This is a genomic window from Cupriavidus sp. (assembly GCF_057315035.1).
Map to the genome: position 1 here is coordinate 286,613 of NZ_DBHKYV010000004.1, position 15,981 is coordinate 302,593.

Genomic DNA, 15,981 nt, shown 5'->3' on the forward strand with positions numbered 1-15,981 from the left:
CGTCTGTCCTTTCGTTGGGGGATATAGGCGTGCAAGGAAACGAGGTGACTACGCTGCGATGAGCGCGACAAGCGCTTGACCGTATCCAACGGTCTTGCCATCCTCAGCGAGCTGTTCCGCCGCCCTTCCATCAGTCGGTGCGGTGATCGCACTCAGTACGGATTCCACCGCCAGATAGCCCACATGCTCCCCCTGCGTGACCTGCTCGGCGGGCGACTCATCGGTGAGCGGATGAGTCCGACTGAATGAACCGGTGGCATTGGCGAGGATATCCAGCCTGCTTGCGTCAGGAGATGCAGACGGCGCGAAAGATGGTTCCTGTCTTGCGGGCTCTCCGGGTGCCGGCGCGGTCGTTCCGGCAAAGCGCAGCGTCAAGACTTCAGAGCCCTCGCGATAGGTCAGCTCGGTTACTTCGGCTCGCTCAAGTGTGGCTGCCAGTGCGGCAAGCGCTTCAGTGTGCATGGTTGCTTTCCTTTGCTACGGCCCATTGCGATATCAGCCGCTCGAGATAGTGGATGTCGGCGCCGCCATCGGCAAAGTCCGATTCATCCATCAACCTGCGATGCAATGGCACGGTCGTGTGAATGCCTCGCACCTGCATCTCGTCCAGTGCGGCCTTCATTCGGGCGATGGCTTCTTCCCGGGTAGACCCATGCGCCAGCAGCTTGGCGATGAGCGAGTCATAGTGCGGCGGTACCGCATATCCCGGGTACACATGCGACTCCACCCTCACGCCGGGTCCACCCGGAACAATCCACTCATCGATCGTCCCGGGGCAGGGCGTGAACTTCCACGGGTGCTCGGCATTGATCCGGCATTCAATGGCGTGGCCGGTGAACGCGACATCGGCCTGCCTGATGCCTAGTGTCTCGCCGCGCGCAATTCGCAGCTGTTCGGCAACGATATCGATACCGGTCACGAGCTCGGTTACTGGATGTTCGACCTGGACGCGCGTGTTCATCTCGATAAAGAAAAACTCGCCATCCTCGTACAGGAACTCGAACGTGCCTGCGCCGCGGTAGCCAATCTGCACGCAGGCATGTGCGCAGAGCTTGCCAACCCGCGCAATCTCGCTGCGGTCGATGCCCGGTGCGGGAGACTCTTCGATCAGCTTCTGGTGACGTCGCTGGGTGGAGCAGTCTCGCTCGCCAAGCCAGATTGCATTGCCGTGCATGTCGGCAAGCACCTGTATCTCGATATGGCGCGGGGTCTTCAGGTAGCGTTCGAGATACACGGTGGGATTCCCGAAAGCGCGTCCAGCTTCTTCCCTGGTCATGGCGACTGCATCGAGCAGATCGTCAGGCCGTTCGACGACGCGCATACCCCTGCCGCCACCGCCGCCTGCCGCCTTTACGATGAGTGGATAGCCCACGCGCTCCGCAGTTTCCGCGATGCTCGCGGGGTCATCTGGCAGCGGGCCATCCGAGCCGGGTACGCACGGGACCCCTGCCGCTGCCATGGCCTGCTTCGCCGTCACCTTGTCGCCCATCAGCCGGATGGACTGGGACGTCGGGCCAATGAAGACGAGCCCGGCACCCTCGACGGCAGCGGCAAAGGACGCATTCTCGGACAGGAAGCCGTATCCGGGATGGATGGCGCCAGCGCCCGTGACTTTCGCGGCCAGCAGGATCTCCTGCTGATTCAGGTAGCTCTGGGGCGATGGGGCGGCGCCAATGCAAATGGACTGGTCGGCCAATGCCACATGGCGCAGCGTGGTGTCGGCGTCAGAGTGCGCAGCCACGGTCTTGAGCCCCAGCTTGCGGCAGGCGCGTTGGATGCGCAGTGCGATTTCTCCGCGATTCGCGATCAGGACTGTGTCAAACATTGGTTGTCTCCAGGTCCTCGATGACGAACAGGGCGGTGTCGGCGGAGACGGCAGCGCCGTCGGGCACGAGGATCTCGACTATGCGGCCCGCGCGGTCGGATTCAATCGGGTTGAGCAGCTTCATGGCTTCCACAATGGCCAACGTCTGGCCTTCCTCCACGGTATCGCCGATCGATACGAAGGCTGGTTGGTGTGGGGCCGGCGCGCGATAGAACGTGCCGATCATGCCGGCAACAATGTTGTGAGCGCCCACGGTGGCCACGGCGGCAACGACGGCCATGGTTGCAGCGGGCGCCGTTGCGAGCTGTGCGGATGCATTGGCTTGGATGGCGCGGGGCGATGAGCCGCGCTTCAGCGTCACGTGTCGCTGGCCGTCGCCATACTCGATTTCGCTGAGTGCCGCTGAGCGTTCCAGCACGCCGGCAAGCGTTTCGACAAACTTCAGGTCCATGCGTACCTCAGCTGAAAGACTTGACCACAATGCCGGCGCGCTCAAGCGTAGTGCGCACCTTTGCCGCCATCTGGATTGCGCCAGGTGTGTCGCTGTGCACGCAGATGGTGTCGATCTGCACAGGCAGCAGCTTTCCCGAGATCGTTTCGATTGCCCCCGCACTGACCATCCTGAGCATCCGCGCGGCGGCTTCATCGCCGTCGTGCAGTACTGCGCCGGGGACCGAACGATGCACGAGGTTCCCTTCATCGGTGTACGCGCGGTCGGCAAACACTTCGCGCCGCACGGCGAGGCCCATTTCGGAAGCCACACGCTCCATCGTCGCGCCGGCGAAGGTCATGCAGATAAGGTCGGGATCGACCGCCTTGATGGCACGGGCGATGGCCTTTGCCACCCCTTCGTCGGTTTGCGTCAGGTTGCCCAATGCACCATGTGCCTTGACGTATGTAATGGGATGGCCGGCATAGCGCGACAATGCCTGGGCGGCGCCAATCTGATAGGCAACCAGTCGTTCGATTTCCCCGTGCGTGAACGGAATTACGCGACGGCCGAAGCCCCACAGGTCAGGGAAGCCGGGATGGGCCCCCACGGCGACGTTGCGGGCTTTTGCCAGCGCGAAAGTCTTCGCCATGATTTCCGGATCGCCGGCATGCATTCCGCATGCGACATTGGCCGAGGTCACAATCTCGAGGATGGCGGCATCATCGCCCATGCGATACGCGCCGAATCCCTCGCCCATGTCTGAATTGAGATCCACTTCGATGGTCTTGTGCTGCGTGCTCATGATCTTCATTTCCTTTCTGGATAGGTCGGGCATCCACGCGGTCTAGGCGCGGCCCGACATCATTGCGAGGGTGTCCCTGATGCGTAGTTCTTCGTCACGCTTTGCTTGAAGCGCGGTGACAGCGGTGTCGATGTCGGTAAGTTCGAAGCGGATGGCACAGCCAACCGGTGCTTGCGACAGCTTCCACAAGTCGGCTTCGATCACGGTGGCGATCTTCGGGTAGCCACCGCAGGTGTTGGCTTCCGCAAGCTGGACGATGGCTTGTCCCGACGGGGGAACCTGGATGGTTCCGGCAACAATGCCGTGCGAAAGCAGCTCAACGGGTTCGGCCTGGCTGAGCACGGGGCCGTTGAGTCGGTAGCCAACCCGATTTGCATCTGGCGTTACCGTGAACGCGTCCTGGAGGAAAGCTGTCCGTGATTCGGGCGTGAACCGCTGGAACTCGGCGGCAGGCAGGACGCGAACCGTAACGCAGCCTGTGCTGACTTCCGCCCAGAATGCGAGCAGGCCTTCGGGCACTACGCCAAGCCCCACTTTCCAGGGCCGTTCGGAGCGCGACTGCGCGTTGCCGATATCGAGACGGTCGCCGCGCATCAGGCCACGACCAGAAGCTCCACCAAAGGCGCCCTTCAGGTCCGTGGATTTCGACCCCATTACCGGCGCGACGTTGATGCCCCCGCCGATCGCCAGATAAGCCCTGGCGCCACGGCGCGGGCGCTCGATGACCAGCGTCTGACCAGCCGAAGCGGAGCGGCCCCACCACGGCGCAAGACGCTGTTCATCGAGGCTTGCCCTGGCGTCGGCCCCGGTCACGGCGAAGCGCGTGGGTTGATGGAATTTGACGCGAAACGGGAACAGGTTGATTTCGATACCTGCCTCGCCCGGGTAATTGCCGACCAGCGCATTGCCGATCGACAGCGCAAACGGATCCATGGCACCGCTGCGGCTGACGCCAAAGCGCAGGCAACCGTGCCGGCCAAGATCCTGGATCACGTTGGGCGCGCCGTTCGAAAGAATCTCTATCACGCCAGAATCTCCTTGATGCTGAACCTGACGGTGTCTCCGGGGGAGAGCAGGCATGGAATGTCCTGGGTCGCGTCGAACATCTCGCGATCGGTCATGCCTACGATGTGCCATCCAGAGGGAGCCGTGCATGGCATCACGCCTGCCTGGCTGCCCCCGACAATGACTGCGCCCTTCTGCACCTTCATGCGCGGCGTGCTGCGGCGTGGCACGGAAAGTTGTTCCGGAAGTCCGGTCATATAGGCGAACCCCGGCATCGAGCCAACACATGCAACGGTGTAGACGGCGGTGCTATGACGACGGATGTACTCATCCACATCGAGTGCCGCGCCTTCTGCGAGGGCGAGCAAGTCTTCGCCACATTCCCCGCCGTAGGTCACGGGAATGTCGAAATGCTTGCCCGAGCTGCGCGAGGGCGTGGCAGATTCCCATAGCTGTTGCATCAGTGCTTCCGCCTTGCGGGGGTGAAGCAGGAGCGGGTCGAATGTCAGCAGCAGATTGTTGACACCGAGGACTACCTCATGGGACGTCGTCTGCGCCAGCCGCTGGCGCAACTTGCTGGCCAGATTGAGCAGCAGCGACTGGACGTCGTTGTCGAAAGCGCCGGTGGCAGCGTCGAGCAGTAGCGCGCCAGATCCGGCGGCGTGAATGCGCGCCACGACGTTGTGGTCGGGCTCTCTCAGTTCGAGTGTGAGCGTCATGCTTGAAATACCGATTTCGATTCGAGGTCCGGCCGCGTGTTGTCGCGGCGGCCGGGACAAGTCAGTGTTCCAGCGGCTTGTGCGCCGTTTCCCGGGCGGCAAGCAAGCTGGCCAAGGTGACCAGCAGGCCGGCACCGATATAGAGCGAGAGCGTCGTGGAGGACTGATACGTCTTGTAGAGGCTGGTAAAGACGAGCGGTGCAAATCCGCCGCCGATGATGCCGCCTAGCGTTGCTGCCAGCGAGGCGCCGGCATAGCGGACGCGCGTCGGGAACTGTTCGGTCACGAAGGCCGCCTGGGGTCCGTACATCATGGCCTGGAACAACATGCCAACCACCACCGCAATGCATACATTCACGGGACTGAGGGTGTTCATCAGCGCGAAGTACGCGAACGCCCAGCCAATCGAGAGTACGGCGCCAGCCCCGTAGACCAGTTTTCGGCCAAGCCTGTCGCTGAGCGCGCCGAAGACCGGCACTGCTACCGCATGAAGCGCCGCGCCAAGCATGGTTGCCGTCAACGCCAGCGAACGCGGCAGTTTCAGTACCGTGGTCACATAGGTAAGTGTGAAGACGACGAGCAAGCCATACACGATGTCCGAGCCAATCCGTACGCCACCCGCAATCAGCAGGCGACGCCAGTGGCTCTGAACCACTTCCTTCAACGGTGCCTTCGCCTTGTTGTGGCCTTGCTCGAGTTGCTCGAACATCGGCGTTTCATCCACGCCGCGCCTTAACCAGAGACCGAATGCCACCAGTACCACGCTGGAAAGGAACGGAATGCGCCAGCCCCAGTCATGAAACGCTTCCGCCGAGAGGAAGAAGGTAAAGAAAGTGATGAAGCCGGCCCCAAGAAGCGTGCCGCAGGCGGGTCCAACCTGAGCGAAAGACGCGTTGCGTCCACGTTGGTGCTGACTGCCGTGCTCCATCGAAAGCAAGACCGCGCCGGCCCACTCGCCGCCAATCGATACCCCTTGCAAGAAGCGAAGTACGACCAGCAGGACTGGGCTCCAGATACCCCACACCTCATAGGTGGGAAGCATTCCCATAAGGCCTGTGGATGCGCCCATCAATACCAGCGTGGCGACCAACACAAAGCGCCGGCCAAGCTTGTCACCAAGATGCCCGAACACAATGCCGCCGAACGGCCGCGACAGATAGCCAACGGCGTAGGTCGAGAAGGCCAGGATGGTCCCCGACAGCGGGTCTACCGAAGGAAAGAACACGCTGTTGAAAACCAGCGCGGCCATGAGGTTGTAGACCGTGAAGTCGTACCATTCCAGCGTGGTGCCAATCGAACTGGCGGCTGCCAGGCGTCGCATCTTCTGGCGCGGCGCCGCAATATGCGTCGGCGCTGTCGCGGTCGGGTAAGCAGTGGCGTTGTCCATTACTTCAGCTCCTCGCGCGACAGCTTCCACATCAGTTGGTATCGGGCCGCATCCGCCACCGAGCAGGGAAGGGCCTCAATCGCGTAACGCAGCGCGGCCTCGTTGGATGCCGAGCTGCTGCTCTCGATGATCAAGAGCGGGCGCATTTCGCGCGACGCAAGGTCTTCCAGCGGAAGCGGGCGGCTAAGCTCGTCATCGGGGGTGATCACGTACGAGCGTACAAACGCAATGTCTTCCGCCAGTAGGGCACCAACGTCTGCGCAGTCTTCTTCGAAGCCTGAAAGCGCGGCGTTCAGCGGAAGCACTGCCACCCATGCACCGCTGCCTTGACCGATCTCAGCCGAGACCTCGCCAATGCGACGCGTTGGCCGGAGCATTTTCGGCAGCACGTTGACCGACCAGGGTGTCTGGTTCTTGAAGGCGTGTGAATATGCAGGCGAAGCAAATACCGAAACCGATTCCGCCCAATAGAGGCCGAGATATTTTGGTCGACCCGTGACTGCAACATAACGGGCTGCGGAAATAACGCCTTTCATGCGAACGCGCTCTTCGATATGCTCACGGTCGTACCAGGCATTAAAATTCTTCTCATCATCGGGGCTAATATCCGATGCCACGAAAAGCATGCCGAACCTGTTTTCTGTCATTGCCTCATCTCGCTCGTTTTGGTTATATGCATGCTACTGAGCCGAGCCGGTCAGGGACAAACGGGAATTTTTTCGACTCCCCAATAGGATTTCTTTCGACCCTTAAGGGTTGATGCACCAGCGCAGCGGCACGTTGGGCCCTATTGGTGCATGAAGTGACTTGCAGGGTGTCTCGACCGCCGGAATTCCTGCTGGCTTGGGCGTTTCGAAGCTTTCTGGGGGAACACGAGAAGGCGCGACTCAGGGTAATCCTGAGGGCTGTGTATCTGGCAGAGTGCCCGTTATTGAGGTGAGAAAGGTGCCGGCATCGAGCGCATGAAGCGGTCGGCCTCCTGGCAAGCCAATTCAGCGACCAGGCGAATGGCGTCTGATTCCCGACTTTCGAGATAACTGACAATAATCCCTTGCGGGGGAAGCTGCATGTCGGTTTCAATAATCCGCAGTTCGCCTCTTACGATTTCTTCGCGTACCGGGGGCAGTGGAATCAGTGCATTGCCAATCCCGCTTCTCACCAGCCGGGCAAGTGCCGCAATGGAATTCACGCAGTGCACCTTCCCCATTGGCACGCCGGCACGCCGGTAGACATCCTTGAGGACCAGATAAGGCTGCGAACCACGGCTCATTGTCACTACAGGTTGGGCAAGCAGTTCCCGCACGTCTACCCGTCGCTCGCCTTTGGCGCCTTGTCCAACCCATCCGACGCCCATTGGCAGACACGTGGTACTAATCACGCCGTCTCCGGCAAGCTGGTCGGTCTGCAAGGCAATGTCTACGTCGCCATCTCGAAGGCTCTTGTTGAGGCGGTCGGTGGACTCGGAACTCAGCTGAACCTCTATTCCTGGGTAGGATGACTGGAGATGCTCGATGAACCCGACCAGCCAGGTGTGGACCACCGTGTCAATCGCACCGATGCGCACGCTGCCGAGTACGTTCTGGTCCGATTGCCCGAGTTGCATGATGTACTTCTGCATCTCGAGCACGCGCTCGCCAAGTGGAATCAGCCTCATCCCTACCGGCGTGAGACGCAGGTCTCCCGCATCGCGCGAAAAGACCCGAGCGCCAATCTCCTCCTCCAGTGATGCAATCCGGTTCGAGATCGTGGCCTGCGTGATGTGCAGCTTCTCGGCCGCGGCGCGGAAGCTTCCCAGCTGCACGACCAGGATAAAGCTCTCCAGGAAGCGGGTATTCATGAGAAGGCAGACCTCGGTTTCATATCACTGCGGCGGGATGCATGCGCGTTGTCGTGTCAGCTGCTTTCGGCGCTTGCGAGGAACCTGCCGATACGGTGCCACATTTCCACAGGGTTGGAGTACATCGGAAAGTGCGCGCACTGACTGATCTTCGCAAGCTCCACGCCCGACTTCTCCAACAATGGCAGGTAGGTCAGCGAGTTGTTTTGCTCGCCGTACATGAACATCCTTGGGAAAGGAAGCGACAGAAACTTGTCCATGAGCGCACCATGGTCCGACAGATGCACCATCGAGGTAAAGATGCCGGACACCGCCTGTGCGCGAACCTTGTGGCGAAGGCTTGCCGCGTAGAGCGGCGATGAATATTGGGACGAGTGCCAGTTCCTGTCGATGAACTCGTTGAAGAAGGCTTGTGGGTCGTCGGCGGGAAAGTCCACGATCTGCCGGCTCAGGAAACAGTCTTCTGGCGCGACATTGCCTTCGATGTCAATAAAGCTCAGTACGCGGTCAGGCAGCTCATGGGCGAGCATCAAGGCCGTGAGCCCGCCCATGGAGTGCCCGACCAGATGGAAGCGGTCGATGCCGGCGTGAGCCAGCATCGCCTTGGCGGTTTCGACCAGGAATGGAATATTGACCTTCCGAAGATCGCCACACGCAGTCTCACCACAACCCGGTGCGTCGTAGGCCAGGAACGCGCGACCCGCGAACGCGCGATGGATCGCGATATCCGCGTAGTCTTCCTTGGTGGAGCCGAACCCGTGCAGGAACACGATTGGCGCCAGTTCGCCCTGACGGCTGATGGCCGCGACCTTGAGCGCGACGCCCGCTACTTCAAGCGCGGCCGTTTCCTTCCTGGTATCTCTTTTCATGGTATTCGGAGGGAGACTTTACTTGAGCGACACGCAGAACTGATGAATCGCTTCACACGCCTTGCGCAGGGAGCCATTGTCCAGTGCATAGGCGATGCGGATGTATGGGCCCAACCCGAACGCCGAACCGTGCACGACGGCAACGTTGGCTTCTTCAAGCAAGGCGAGTGCCACGTCTTCGTCCGACTGCAGCAGCGTGCCGGCGGGCGTGGTCTTGCCGAGCAGGCCCTCGCAAGACGCAAACGCGTAGAAAGCACCGCCCGGTACGGCGCAGCCAAGTCCCGGTGTGTTGTTCAGCAACTCCACCATCATGTCCCGGCGAGCCTGAAACACCTGCTTCGACTCGCGGATGAAATCCTGGGGGCCTTGCAGCGCGGCTAGCGCCGCGTGTTGCGAGATCGATGAGGCGCCGGAGGTCTGCTGCCCCTGGAGCTTTTCCATCGCTTCGAGCAACCATGCTGGACCGGTGCCAAAGCCGATCCGCCAGCCAGTCATGGCATACGCCTTGGACACGCCGTTCATGGTCAGTGTCCGGTCCTTGAGGCGCGGCTCCACCTGGGCGAGGGTAAAGAAGGGCTCGCCGTCGAAGGTCAGGTGCTCGTAGATGTCGTCCGACAGCACGAGCACGTGCGGGTGGCCCAGCAATACATCCGCCAACGCGGTCAGCTCGGCTCGCGAGTAGACGGCGCCGGTCGGGTTCGATGGTGAGTTGAGAATCAGCCAGCGGGTGCGCGAGGTAATCGCTTTATCCAACGCCTCAGGGGTCAACTTGAAACCGACGTCGGCGCCGCACTGTACAACGACCGGCGTCGCACCGCACAGCTGTGCCATCTCGGGGTAGCTCACCCAGTAGGGCGCCGGCACAATGACTTCATCACCGGTATTCAAGGTTGCGGCCAGCGCGTTATAGATGACCTGCTTGCCGCCTGAACAGACGATGGTGTCCTGCCAGCCGACATCGAGATCGTTCTCGCGCTTGAACTTCGCGGCGATGGCTTCACGCAGTGCGCGAAGCCCGGCGACTTGCGTATAGCGCGTGTGGCCACTGCGAATGGCGTCGATGGCCGCATCGCAGACATGAACCGGCGTATCGAAGTCGGGCTCGCCCGCGCTCAGGGAAATGACCTTTGCACCGGTTGCGCGCCTGGCGGCGACCCGGTCCATCATGCGGTACGTTGCGGACGGCTGGGCGTGGGCAAGGTTGGTGTTCAAACGCTGATGCTCGACGGTCATTTTGCTTCCTTGCTGTTGATCCCTTCGAATTCCTTGTCGTGCATGACATCCTCGACGGAGCGTCCGGTGCGCACCGCTTGCACCATGCCGTCCTGACGGCGCGCAATGCGTTCGCCCAGGTCAAGCACCGCTTCGATACGGTCAACCGGAACGAAGACCGTACCGCAGCGGTCGGCAATCACGTAATCGTCCTCGTTGACCACCACGCCGGCGAACGTGACCGCCTTGCCCGAGTCGACCTGAATCACGCGGTTGCGTGCACTGATCATCGTGATGCCGCGCCCGAAGACCGGATAGCCAATCGACTCGCTACCCTCGATGTCGCGGCTCACGCCGTCAATGACGGAGCCGCGTACCTTCCTTGCCGCCGAGGCATTGGCAAGGATGTCGCCCCAGCAGGAGATGCCTTCGAGCCCGCCGGCAATGACCAGGATGCGATCGTCGGTTTGAATCCTGGCGACGACTGGGGAGATGAGATGGACCGTCGGCTTTGCATCAGTCTTGGGGCCAAGCTGGATGGTGCTCGCGCGTCCGACAATCTTCGGGCAGTCCCAGAGCGGACGGATACCGTAGGTAGCGCCGGGAAGATTCAGGAAATCGAGCGCATCGGAAACGGTATTGGTGTCCAGCGATGCGAGGCGGTCCAGCAGGGAGGATGTACTCATGATGAAGGTATGTCGGGTTGCCATGGCTGTACTCTCGGCGCTAGAGTTCGCAATGTAAATTCCGAATCCAGTAACTTATCCATACGCCAAACCTATCAATCGCCATGATCAACTTCAGGCTGGTTCGACACCTGTACCTCTTCCTGGCGGTTGCCGAAGAGGGCAACTTCGGGCGTGCGGCAAAGCGGCTCGGGATGTCGCAGCCGCCACTGACCGAGCAGATCCAGGTACTGGAGCAGGCGCTCAAGGTGAAGTTGTTCGAGCGCGGCAGGAAAGGCGCCACGCTGACGCCGGTTGGGGCCGCAATCCTGCCCGCAGTGCGGAAGTTCGCCGAGCAACTGGACCGTCTGGAACTCGCCGTCCAGGAGGCCATTAATGGCAGCACCGGCGTGCTGTCGATTGGGGCCATTTCCTCTGCGCTGGTCGAGACCCTGCCGGGCCTCATCGACGAACTGGGAAAGCGGTTTCCTCAGCTGACCGTCTCGGTAACGGAAATCGATAGTGTCGACGCGGTGCCGGCGCTGGAGCGCGGCGACATCGACCTGGCGTTTGCCCGCCTTGAAGGTGAGTCGGGCGCGGCCATCGGGACGACACCGCTAAAGCAGGACCGGCTGGCGGTAGCCCTGCCCAAGACCCACCGGTTTGCGGGTATGCCCAGGGTTCGCCTTGCGAGCCTGGCCGAAGAGCCGTTTGTGATTTTTTCCCGCGCGCTCAGTCCGAGCTACTTCGACAGTCTTATTGCGACGTGCCGCGCCGCCGGATTTTCGCCGCGGATACTGCACGAAGTCAGGACGGTGGCCACGCAAGTGGCGTTTGTGGGGTGCGGGCAGGGTATCGCGCTGGTGCCCGCGTCAATGAAGAAGGCCGCGCCGGAAAGCGTGGTTGTGCGTCCGTTGAAAGAGGCGGTGGACGTCGTCACGACTGCCATGGCCTGGTCGAAAAGTCGACAGAGTCCGGCGGTCGAGGCGGCCATCGATATCCTGTCGAGCGGCAAGTTGTCCGCCTCACCGCGAAAACGGACATCACGTTAGTACAGCCAGCCTGGTGCTTACCCCCAGATTTGGGCTGGCAAAACCATCGGATATCTGCTGCGTTCGGAATTGCCGTAAGGCCCATTCGGAATTCCCAGATTGCTCTGCCAGGCAGTCATCAAGCAACCTTCACTCCGAAAGTAGACAGACTCGGCGACGGAAGACTCGCCGCAGCAACATCGGAGACAACAATGGTTTGCAAGCAATTGGTTGGTATGGGTCCATGGATTCGGTTGGCGATTGGCGTATCGGGTCTGGCGTTGGGTGCATCGGCAGTCGCTGCGGACGCCTTCCCGTCGAAGCCCATTACGCTGATTGTGCCTTTCTCGGCCGGCGGCCCCACTGACGTCGTGTCACGGGCGCTTGGGCAAGCGATGTCCAAGGACCTTGGTCAAAGCGTGGTGGTCGAGAACCGGCTTGGCGCCGGTGGCACGGTTGCCGCAGCCTATGTTGCGCGAGCACAACCTGATGGCTACACCATCCTTATCCATCACAATGGGATGGCAACCGCGCCGGCGCTATACAAGAAGCTCTCGTACAACCCGCTCAAGGATTTCGACTACATCGGGCAGGTCGCCGATGTTCCGATGACCATGCTCGGCCGCAAGGACCTGCCGCCAGCTACCACGGCGGACCTGGTCAAGTACGTCAAGCAGAACAAGGACAAGGTCTCGCTGGCCAACGCCGGCCTGGGTGCCGTGTCGCAACTGTGCGGCCTGCTGTTCGAGGAGGCTGTGGGTGTCAAGATGACATCGATACCCTACCAGGGCACGGGGCCGGCCATGACGGCCCTGCTGGGCGGGCAGGTTGACCTGCTGTGCGACCAGACCACCTCCACCTTGCAGCAAATCAGTGCCAATCGCGTGAAGCTGTACGGCGTGACCACGCCTAACCGCATCAAGGCGCTGCCCAACACGCCGACCATGGATGAGGGCGGCGTCAAAGGCTTTTCGATGAAGGTGTGGCATGGCGTCTACGCGCCCAAGGGCACACCGCCCGCGGTCACTGCGCGTCTTACCAAGGCGCTGCAGCAGGCACTGAAGGATCCGATGGTCTCCAAGCGCCTCGATGAGCTCGGCGCCGAAATCGTTCCGGTCGACAAGCAAACGCCTGCGGGCCTGCAGACGTGGCTGAAGTCGGAGAGCGACAAGTGGCAACCGCTGTTGAAGACCATGAAGGTTGAGGCGCCGTAAGCTTGGGGCAGAGAAGCGGGCTTGGGTGAGGCGTGCCGTCGTTTGTCTCCTCGGAATGCCTTCTTAGGGCAATCACGTCATATTCGGCTTTTTTCTGAACAAACTCTTGTGGGTCAGGTCCAACAGCCCCGTCCCAACACAGCAAGCCGAGAGTTTGAGGGGGGCGTCGCGAGCGCGCGTTGCCACCCTTTTCGCCCCCCATGACCGAAGTTCGCAACGTCGAGCAGGAAGTTGCTCGATTTCACACCCGCATCCGCGGCGCCGTCGTATTCGTTTCCGTTTGTTTTGGTTTGCTGTTTGCCCGGTTTGGGTGGCTCCAGTGGCATGAGCACGACAGATATCTTGCCAAGGCAGAGGACAACCGCGTCTCGCTGGTTCCCATTCCTCCCGAACGAGGCGTTATCACCGACCGGAACGGGATTGTCCTTGCCAGAAACTATTCGGCGTTCTCGCTCGAGATCACGCCGTCAAAGTTGACGGACACGCTCGACCACACGATTACTTCCGTTTCCGCATTGGTGGACATCGAGCCACGTGATCGTAGGCGATTTGCGCGCCTGCTCGAAGACTCGCGCAGTTTTGAGAGCGTACCGATACGGGCGCATCTGACGGATGAGGAGATTGCACGATTCTCGGCGCAGCAATACCGGTTTCCTGGTGTCGAGATTCATGCGCGGTCCTATCGACAGTATCCGTTGGGGGCAGCGGCCGCGCACGCCATCGGCTATATCGGGCGAGTTTCAAAGAAAGACGAGGACAGGCTCGATGCGATGTCAGAGGCGAATAGTGATGGCAGTTCACCCTTCGACCCTCGCAAGGATGCATCGAACTACAAGGGCACGGATTTCATCGGAAAGACCGGTGTCGAGCAGAGCTACGAAGCTGAGTTGCATGGCCTGACCGGATACGAGGAGGTGGAAGTGTCAGCATCGGGTCGTCCTGTCCGGACGCTGGCTACAAAGCCGGCCAGTCGAGGCGAGGACCTGGTCATGTCGATCGATATCCGGCTGCAGGAACTCGCCGAGGCATTATTTGCGGGACATCGTGGTGCGCTGGTTGCCATAGAGCCCACCACAGGGGAGGTTCTCGCATTTGTCTCTGCGCCGAGCTTTGACCCGAACCTCTTTGTCGAAGGCATTGACCCAACGGCATGGGACGAGCTCAACAACTCGCCCGACAAACCGTTGCTCGACCGACCCTTGCACGGCACCTACCCGCCCGGGTCCACCTATAAACCGTTCATGGCATTGGCCGCCCTGGCGTTGCATAAACGAACGCCATCCTGGGGATTCCAGGACCCTGGTCATTTCACGCTCGGCAATCACACGTTTCGTGACGACAATCCCAACGGCCATGGCTGGATTGATATGCAGGCGTCAATCGTGCATTCGTGTGATACCTACTACTACATGCTGGCAAATGACCTGGGTGTCGATGCCATCCACGATTTCATGAAGCCGTTTGGCTTTGGCCAGTTGACGGGCATCGACATCAACGGCGAAAGCCGGGGGATTTTGCCTTCGACCGAGTGGAAGCGAAGCGCTTACCGGAAGGTCTCGCTGCAAAAATGGTACGACGGGGAAACTATCTCACTAGGTATCGGACAGGGGTATAACAGCTTCACAATCCTCCAGTTGGCAAACGCCGAAGCCATTCTGGCCAATGATGGCGTTGCGATGAAGCCGCATCTGGTGAAGGCGATGGAAGACCCTCTCACGCACCGGCGCACGCCTCTTGAATCGGGCCAGAGTTATCGTATTCCACTGCGCCAGGCCGACATCGATGTGGTCAAGCGGGCTATGGTTGCCGTGACCCATTCAGGGACGGCTGCAAAGGTTTTTGCGGGAGCACAGTACGAATCTGGCGGGAAAACCGGCACGGCACAAACGTTTTCGCTACAGCGCAACCAGAAGTATGTCAGCCACGCCGTGACCGAGGCGAAACGGGACCACGCGCTTTATACGGCATTTGCTCCCGCGGAGCATCCCACCATTGCGCTTGCGCTGATTGTCGAGAATGGTGGTTGGGGCGGGGAGGCTGCCGCACCGATTGCCAGAAAGCTCCTCGACTTCTATTTGCTGAAACAGTGGCCAAAGGACCTTGCGGAGCCTGCAGTGGAATTGCAGGCGCGAGCCCAAGGCAGCGACAATGATGCCGATGAACCCGTGACGCAAGCCGGTGTTGCCCGTAAGGAGACTGGCGCAGTCGACGACGGAGTGCAAAGTGCATCGGCGCCGACGTTGGAGGATAGGGTGCGCGATACGCTGACACACCGTCCCGAAGCTGCGCCGCAGAAGAAGAATCCCGAAAGCGCGACAACCGGGTTACCGCACAAGCTTATGACCCAGCAACACTCCGCGACGCATGCGTAGTGGTCTGGCTTAGACAGGACAGAGGGCTGGCCTATTCCGCGAGTGGGGCATCCACAAGAACACCGGCCCTCAGCCGCCGGATGCGCGGGTCCACGAAGTACCCGCCGCCCTCTACGTAGCGCAAATACGCGCGCTGGCAAACCTCGCACTCCGAGACCGTGCAGCGGTTGTACGGAAAGTAGAGGGGAGCAATCGGAGCTTCGGCTGACCAGAGGGTAGTGCCCTGAGGATGGTATTCCTCGAAAGTCGCTTCGCTGTAGGCATCGCGAACCAAAGTGCCAATCACGCGAAGCTGATCCTCCGGAAAGGAGATCGGCAACGACGTCCAGTCATCGAGCTCGGGGCTGCTACACCCACAATCGACAGTTACGGCATCGGTGCGGCGAGCAAGCGTTTGCAAGGCGGGAAACTGCAGGTAGGTTTCGTTATCCACGGGGCATTGCGTGACAGGACAGGCTTATCGAAGCCAACCAGAGCATCATATCGCCGCTGAGTTTGGCGAGGCTCGAAACGTTCGGCGAAGGCCGCAAGGCGTTCAAGTTCGGCGAGCAAAAATTGACATCCTCCCCTGCCTGAAGGCAGGAGATTCCTTCTGCGTCTGAAACGATGA

Annotated in this window: 17 protein-coding genes; 3 read left to right on the forward strand and 14 right to left on the reverse strand. The window is 60.7% G+C overall.

The genetic code is table 11. The features are described 5' to 3' along the window. Positions 1 to 48: 48 nt before the first annotated feature. The 12 genes from ACO550_RS09810 to ACO550_RS09865 all read right to left on the reverse strand — a co-directional run bounded on the left by ACO550_RS09810 (position 49) and on the right by ACO550_RS09865 (position 10,775). Positions 49 to 462 (reverse strand): hypothetical protein, encoded by a 414-nt coding sequence (locus ACO550_RS09810; protein ID WP_315598659.1) that lies wholly within the window; start codon positions 460 to 462, stop codon positions 49 to 51. Further along, a complete protein-coding gene (gene accC, locus ACO550_RS09815; protein WP_315598658.1) occupies positions 452 to 1,825 on the reverse strand; it encodes an acetyl-CoA carboxylase biotin carboxylase subunit in 1,374 nt (457 codons plus the stop codon). The genes ACO550_RS09810 and accC overlap by 11 nt, the downstream gene beginning before the upstream one ends. Beyond that, positions 1,818 to 2,276, reverse strand: a complete 459-nt coding sequence (gene accB / locus ACO550_RS09820; RefSeq protein WP_315598657.1) for an acetyl-CoA carboxylase biotin carboxyl carrier protein — start codon at positions 2,274 to 2,276, stop codon at positions 1,818 to 1,820. Before accB ends, accC begins: the two co-directional genes overlap by 8 nt. A gap of 7 nt (positions 2,277 to 2,283) precedes the next feature. Further along, positions 2,284 to 3,060, reverse strand: a complete 777-nt coding sequence (locus tag ACO550_RS09825; RefSeq protein ID WP_315598656.1) for a 5-oxoprolinase subunit PxpA — start codon at positions 3,058 to 3,060, stop codon at positions 2,284 to 2,286. 42 nt (positions 3,061 to 3,102) lie between these two features. After that, positions 3,103 to 4,086 carry a biotin-dependent carboxyltransferase family protein gene (locus ACO550_RS09830; protein ID WP_315598655.1) on the reverse strand — a complete coding sequence of 328 codons (984 nt, stop codon included), beginning with the start codon at positions 4,084 to 4,086 and terminating at the stop codon, positions 3,103 to 3,105. Beyond that, the gene (gene pxpB, locus ACO550_RS09835) at positions 4,083 to 4,784 is read right to left on the reverse strand and encodes a 5-oxoprolinase subunit PxpB (protein WP_315598654.1); all 702 of its coding nucleotides are present in this window, start codon (positions 4,782 to 4,784) and stop codon (positions 4,083 to 4,085) included. The genes ACO550_RS09830 and pxpB overlap by 4 nt, the downstream gene beginning before the upstream one ends. 61 nt (positions 4,785 to 4,845) lie before the next feature. After that, positions 4,846 to 6,171: an MFS transporter gene (locus tag ACO550_RS09840; RefSeq protein WP_485994709.1), complete on the reverse strand. Its 1,326-nt coding sequence runs from the start codon at positions 6,169 to 6,171 to the stop codon at positions 4,846 to 4,848. Next, on the reverse strand, positions 6,171 to 6,818 hold the full coding sequence (locus ACO550_RS09845; protein WP_315598653.1) for a DUF4286 family protein: 648 nt from the start codon (positions 6,816 to 6,818) through the stop codon (positions 6,171 to 6,173). Before ACO550_RS09845 ends, ACO550_RS09840 begins: the two co-directional genes overlap by 1 nt. Positions 6,819 to 7,099: 281 nt before the next feature. Beyond that, positions 7,100 to 8,008 (reverse strand): LysR substrate-binding domain-containing protein, encoded by a 909-nt coding sequence (locus ACO550_RS09850; RefSeq protein ID WP_315598652.1) that lies wholly within the window; start codon positions 8,006 to 8,008, stop codon positions 7,100 to 7,102. A gap of 56 nt (positions 8,009 to 8,064) precedes the next feature. Next, on the reverse strand, positions 8,065 to 8,877 hold the full coding sequence (locus ACO550_RS09855; protein ID WP_315598651.1) for an alpha/beta hydrolase: 813 nt from the start codon (positions 8,875 to 8,877) through the stop codon (positions 8,065 to 8,067). Between the two features lie 18 nt (positions 8,878 to 8,895). Next, positions 8,896 to 10,110, reverse strand: coding sequence for an aminotransferase class I/II-fold pyridoxal phosphate-dependent enzyme (locus ACO550_RS09860; RefSeq protein ID WP_315598650.1), 1,215 nt, complete (start codon positions 10,108 to 10,110; stop codon positions 8,896 to 8,898). Continuing rightward, positions 10,107 to 10,775, reverse strand: a complete 669-nt coding sequence (locus ACO550_RS09865) for an RraA family protein (RefSeq protein ID WP_315598649.1) — start codon at positions 10,773 to 10,775, stop codon at positions 10,107 to 10,109. Before ACO550_RS09865 ends, ACO550_RS09860 begins: the two co-directional genes overlap by 4 nt. A gap of 104 nt (positions 10,776 to 10,879) precedes the next feature. Between ACO550_RS09865 and ACO550_RS09870 the strand changes: the two genes are divergently transcribed. The 3 genes from ACO550_RS09870 (at position 10,880) to mrdA (ending at position 15,371) form a co-directional block, all read left to right on the forward strand. Continuing rightward, on the forward strand, positions 10,880 to 11,806 hold the full coding sequence (locus ACO550_RS09870; protein WP_315598648.1) for a LysR family transcriptional regulator: 927 nt from the start codon (positions 10,880 to 10,882) through the stop codon (positions 11,804 to 11,806). 215 nt (positions 11,807 to 12,021) lie between these two features. Then, entirely contained in the window at positions 12,022 to 12,999 is a 978-nt protein-coding gene (locus ACO550_RS09875) for a tripartite tricarboxylate transporter substrate-binding protein (RefSeq protein ID WP_315598647.1), read from the forward strand. A 200-nt stretch (positions 13,000 to 13,199) separates the two neighbouring features. Then, positions 13,200 to 15,371: a penicillin-binding protein 2 gene (gene mrdA, locus ACO550_RS09880; protein WP_315598646.1), complete on the forward strand. Its 2,172-nt coding sequence runs from the start codon at positions 13,200 to 13,202 to the stop codon at positions 15,369 to 15,371. A 31-nt stretch (positions 15,372 to 15,402) separates the two neighbouring features. Here mrdA and ACO550_RS09885 read toward each other — a convergent pair whose 3' ends face one another. Beyond that, a complete protein-coding gene (locus ACO550_RS09885; RefSeq protein WP_315598645.1) occupies positions 15,403 to 15,804 on the reverse strand; it encodes a hypothetical protein in 402 nt (133 codons plus the stop codon). Further along, on the reverse strand, positions 15,797 to 15,981 hold a 185-nt coding region (locus tag ACO550_RS09890), incomplete at its 5' end, for a hypothetical protein (RefSeq protein WP_315598644.1). The genes ACO550_RS09885 and ACO550_RS09890, both read right to left, overlap by 8 nt.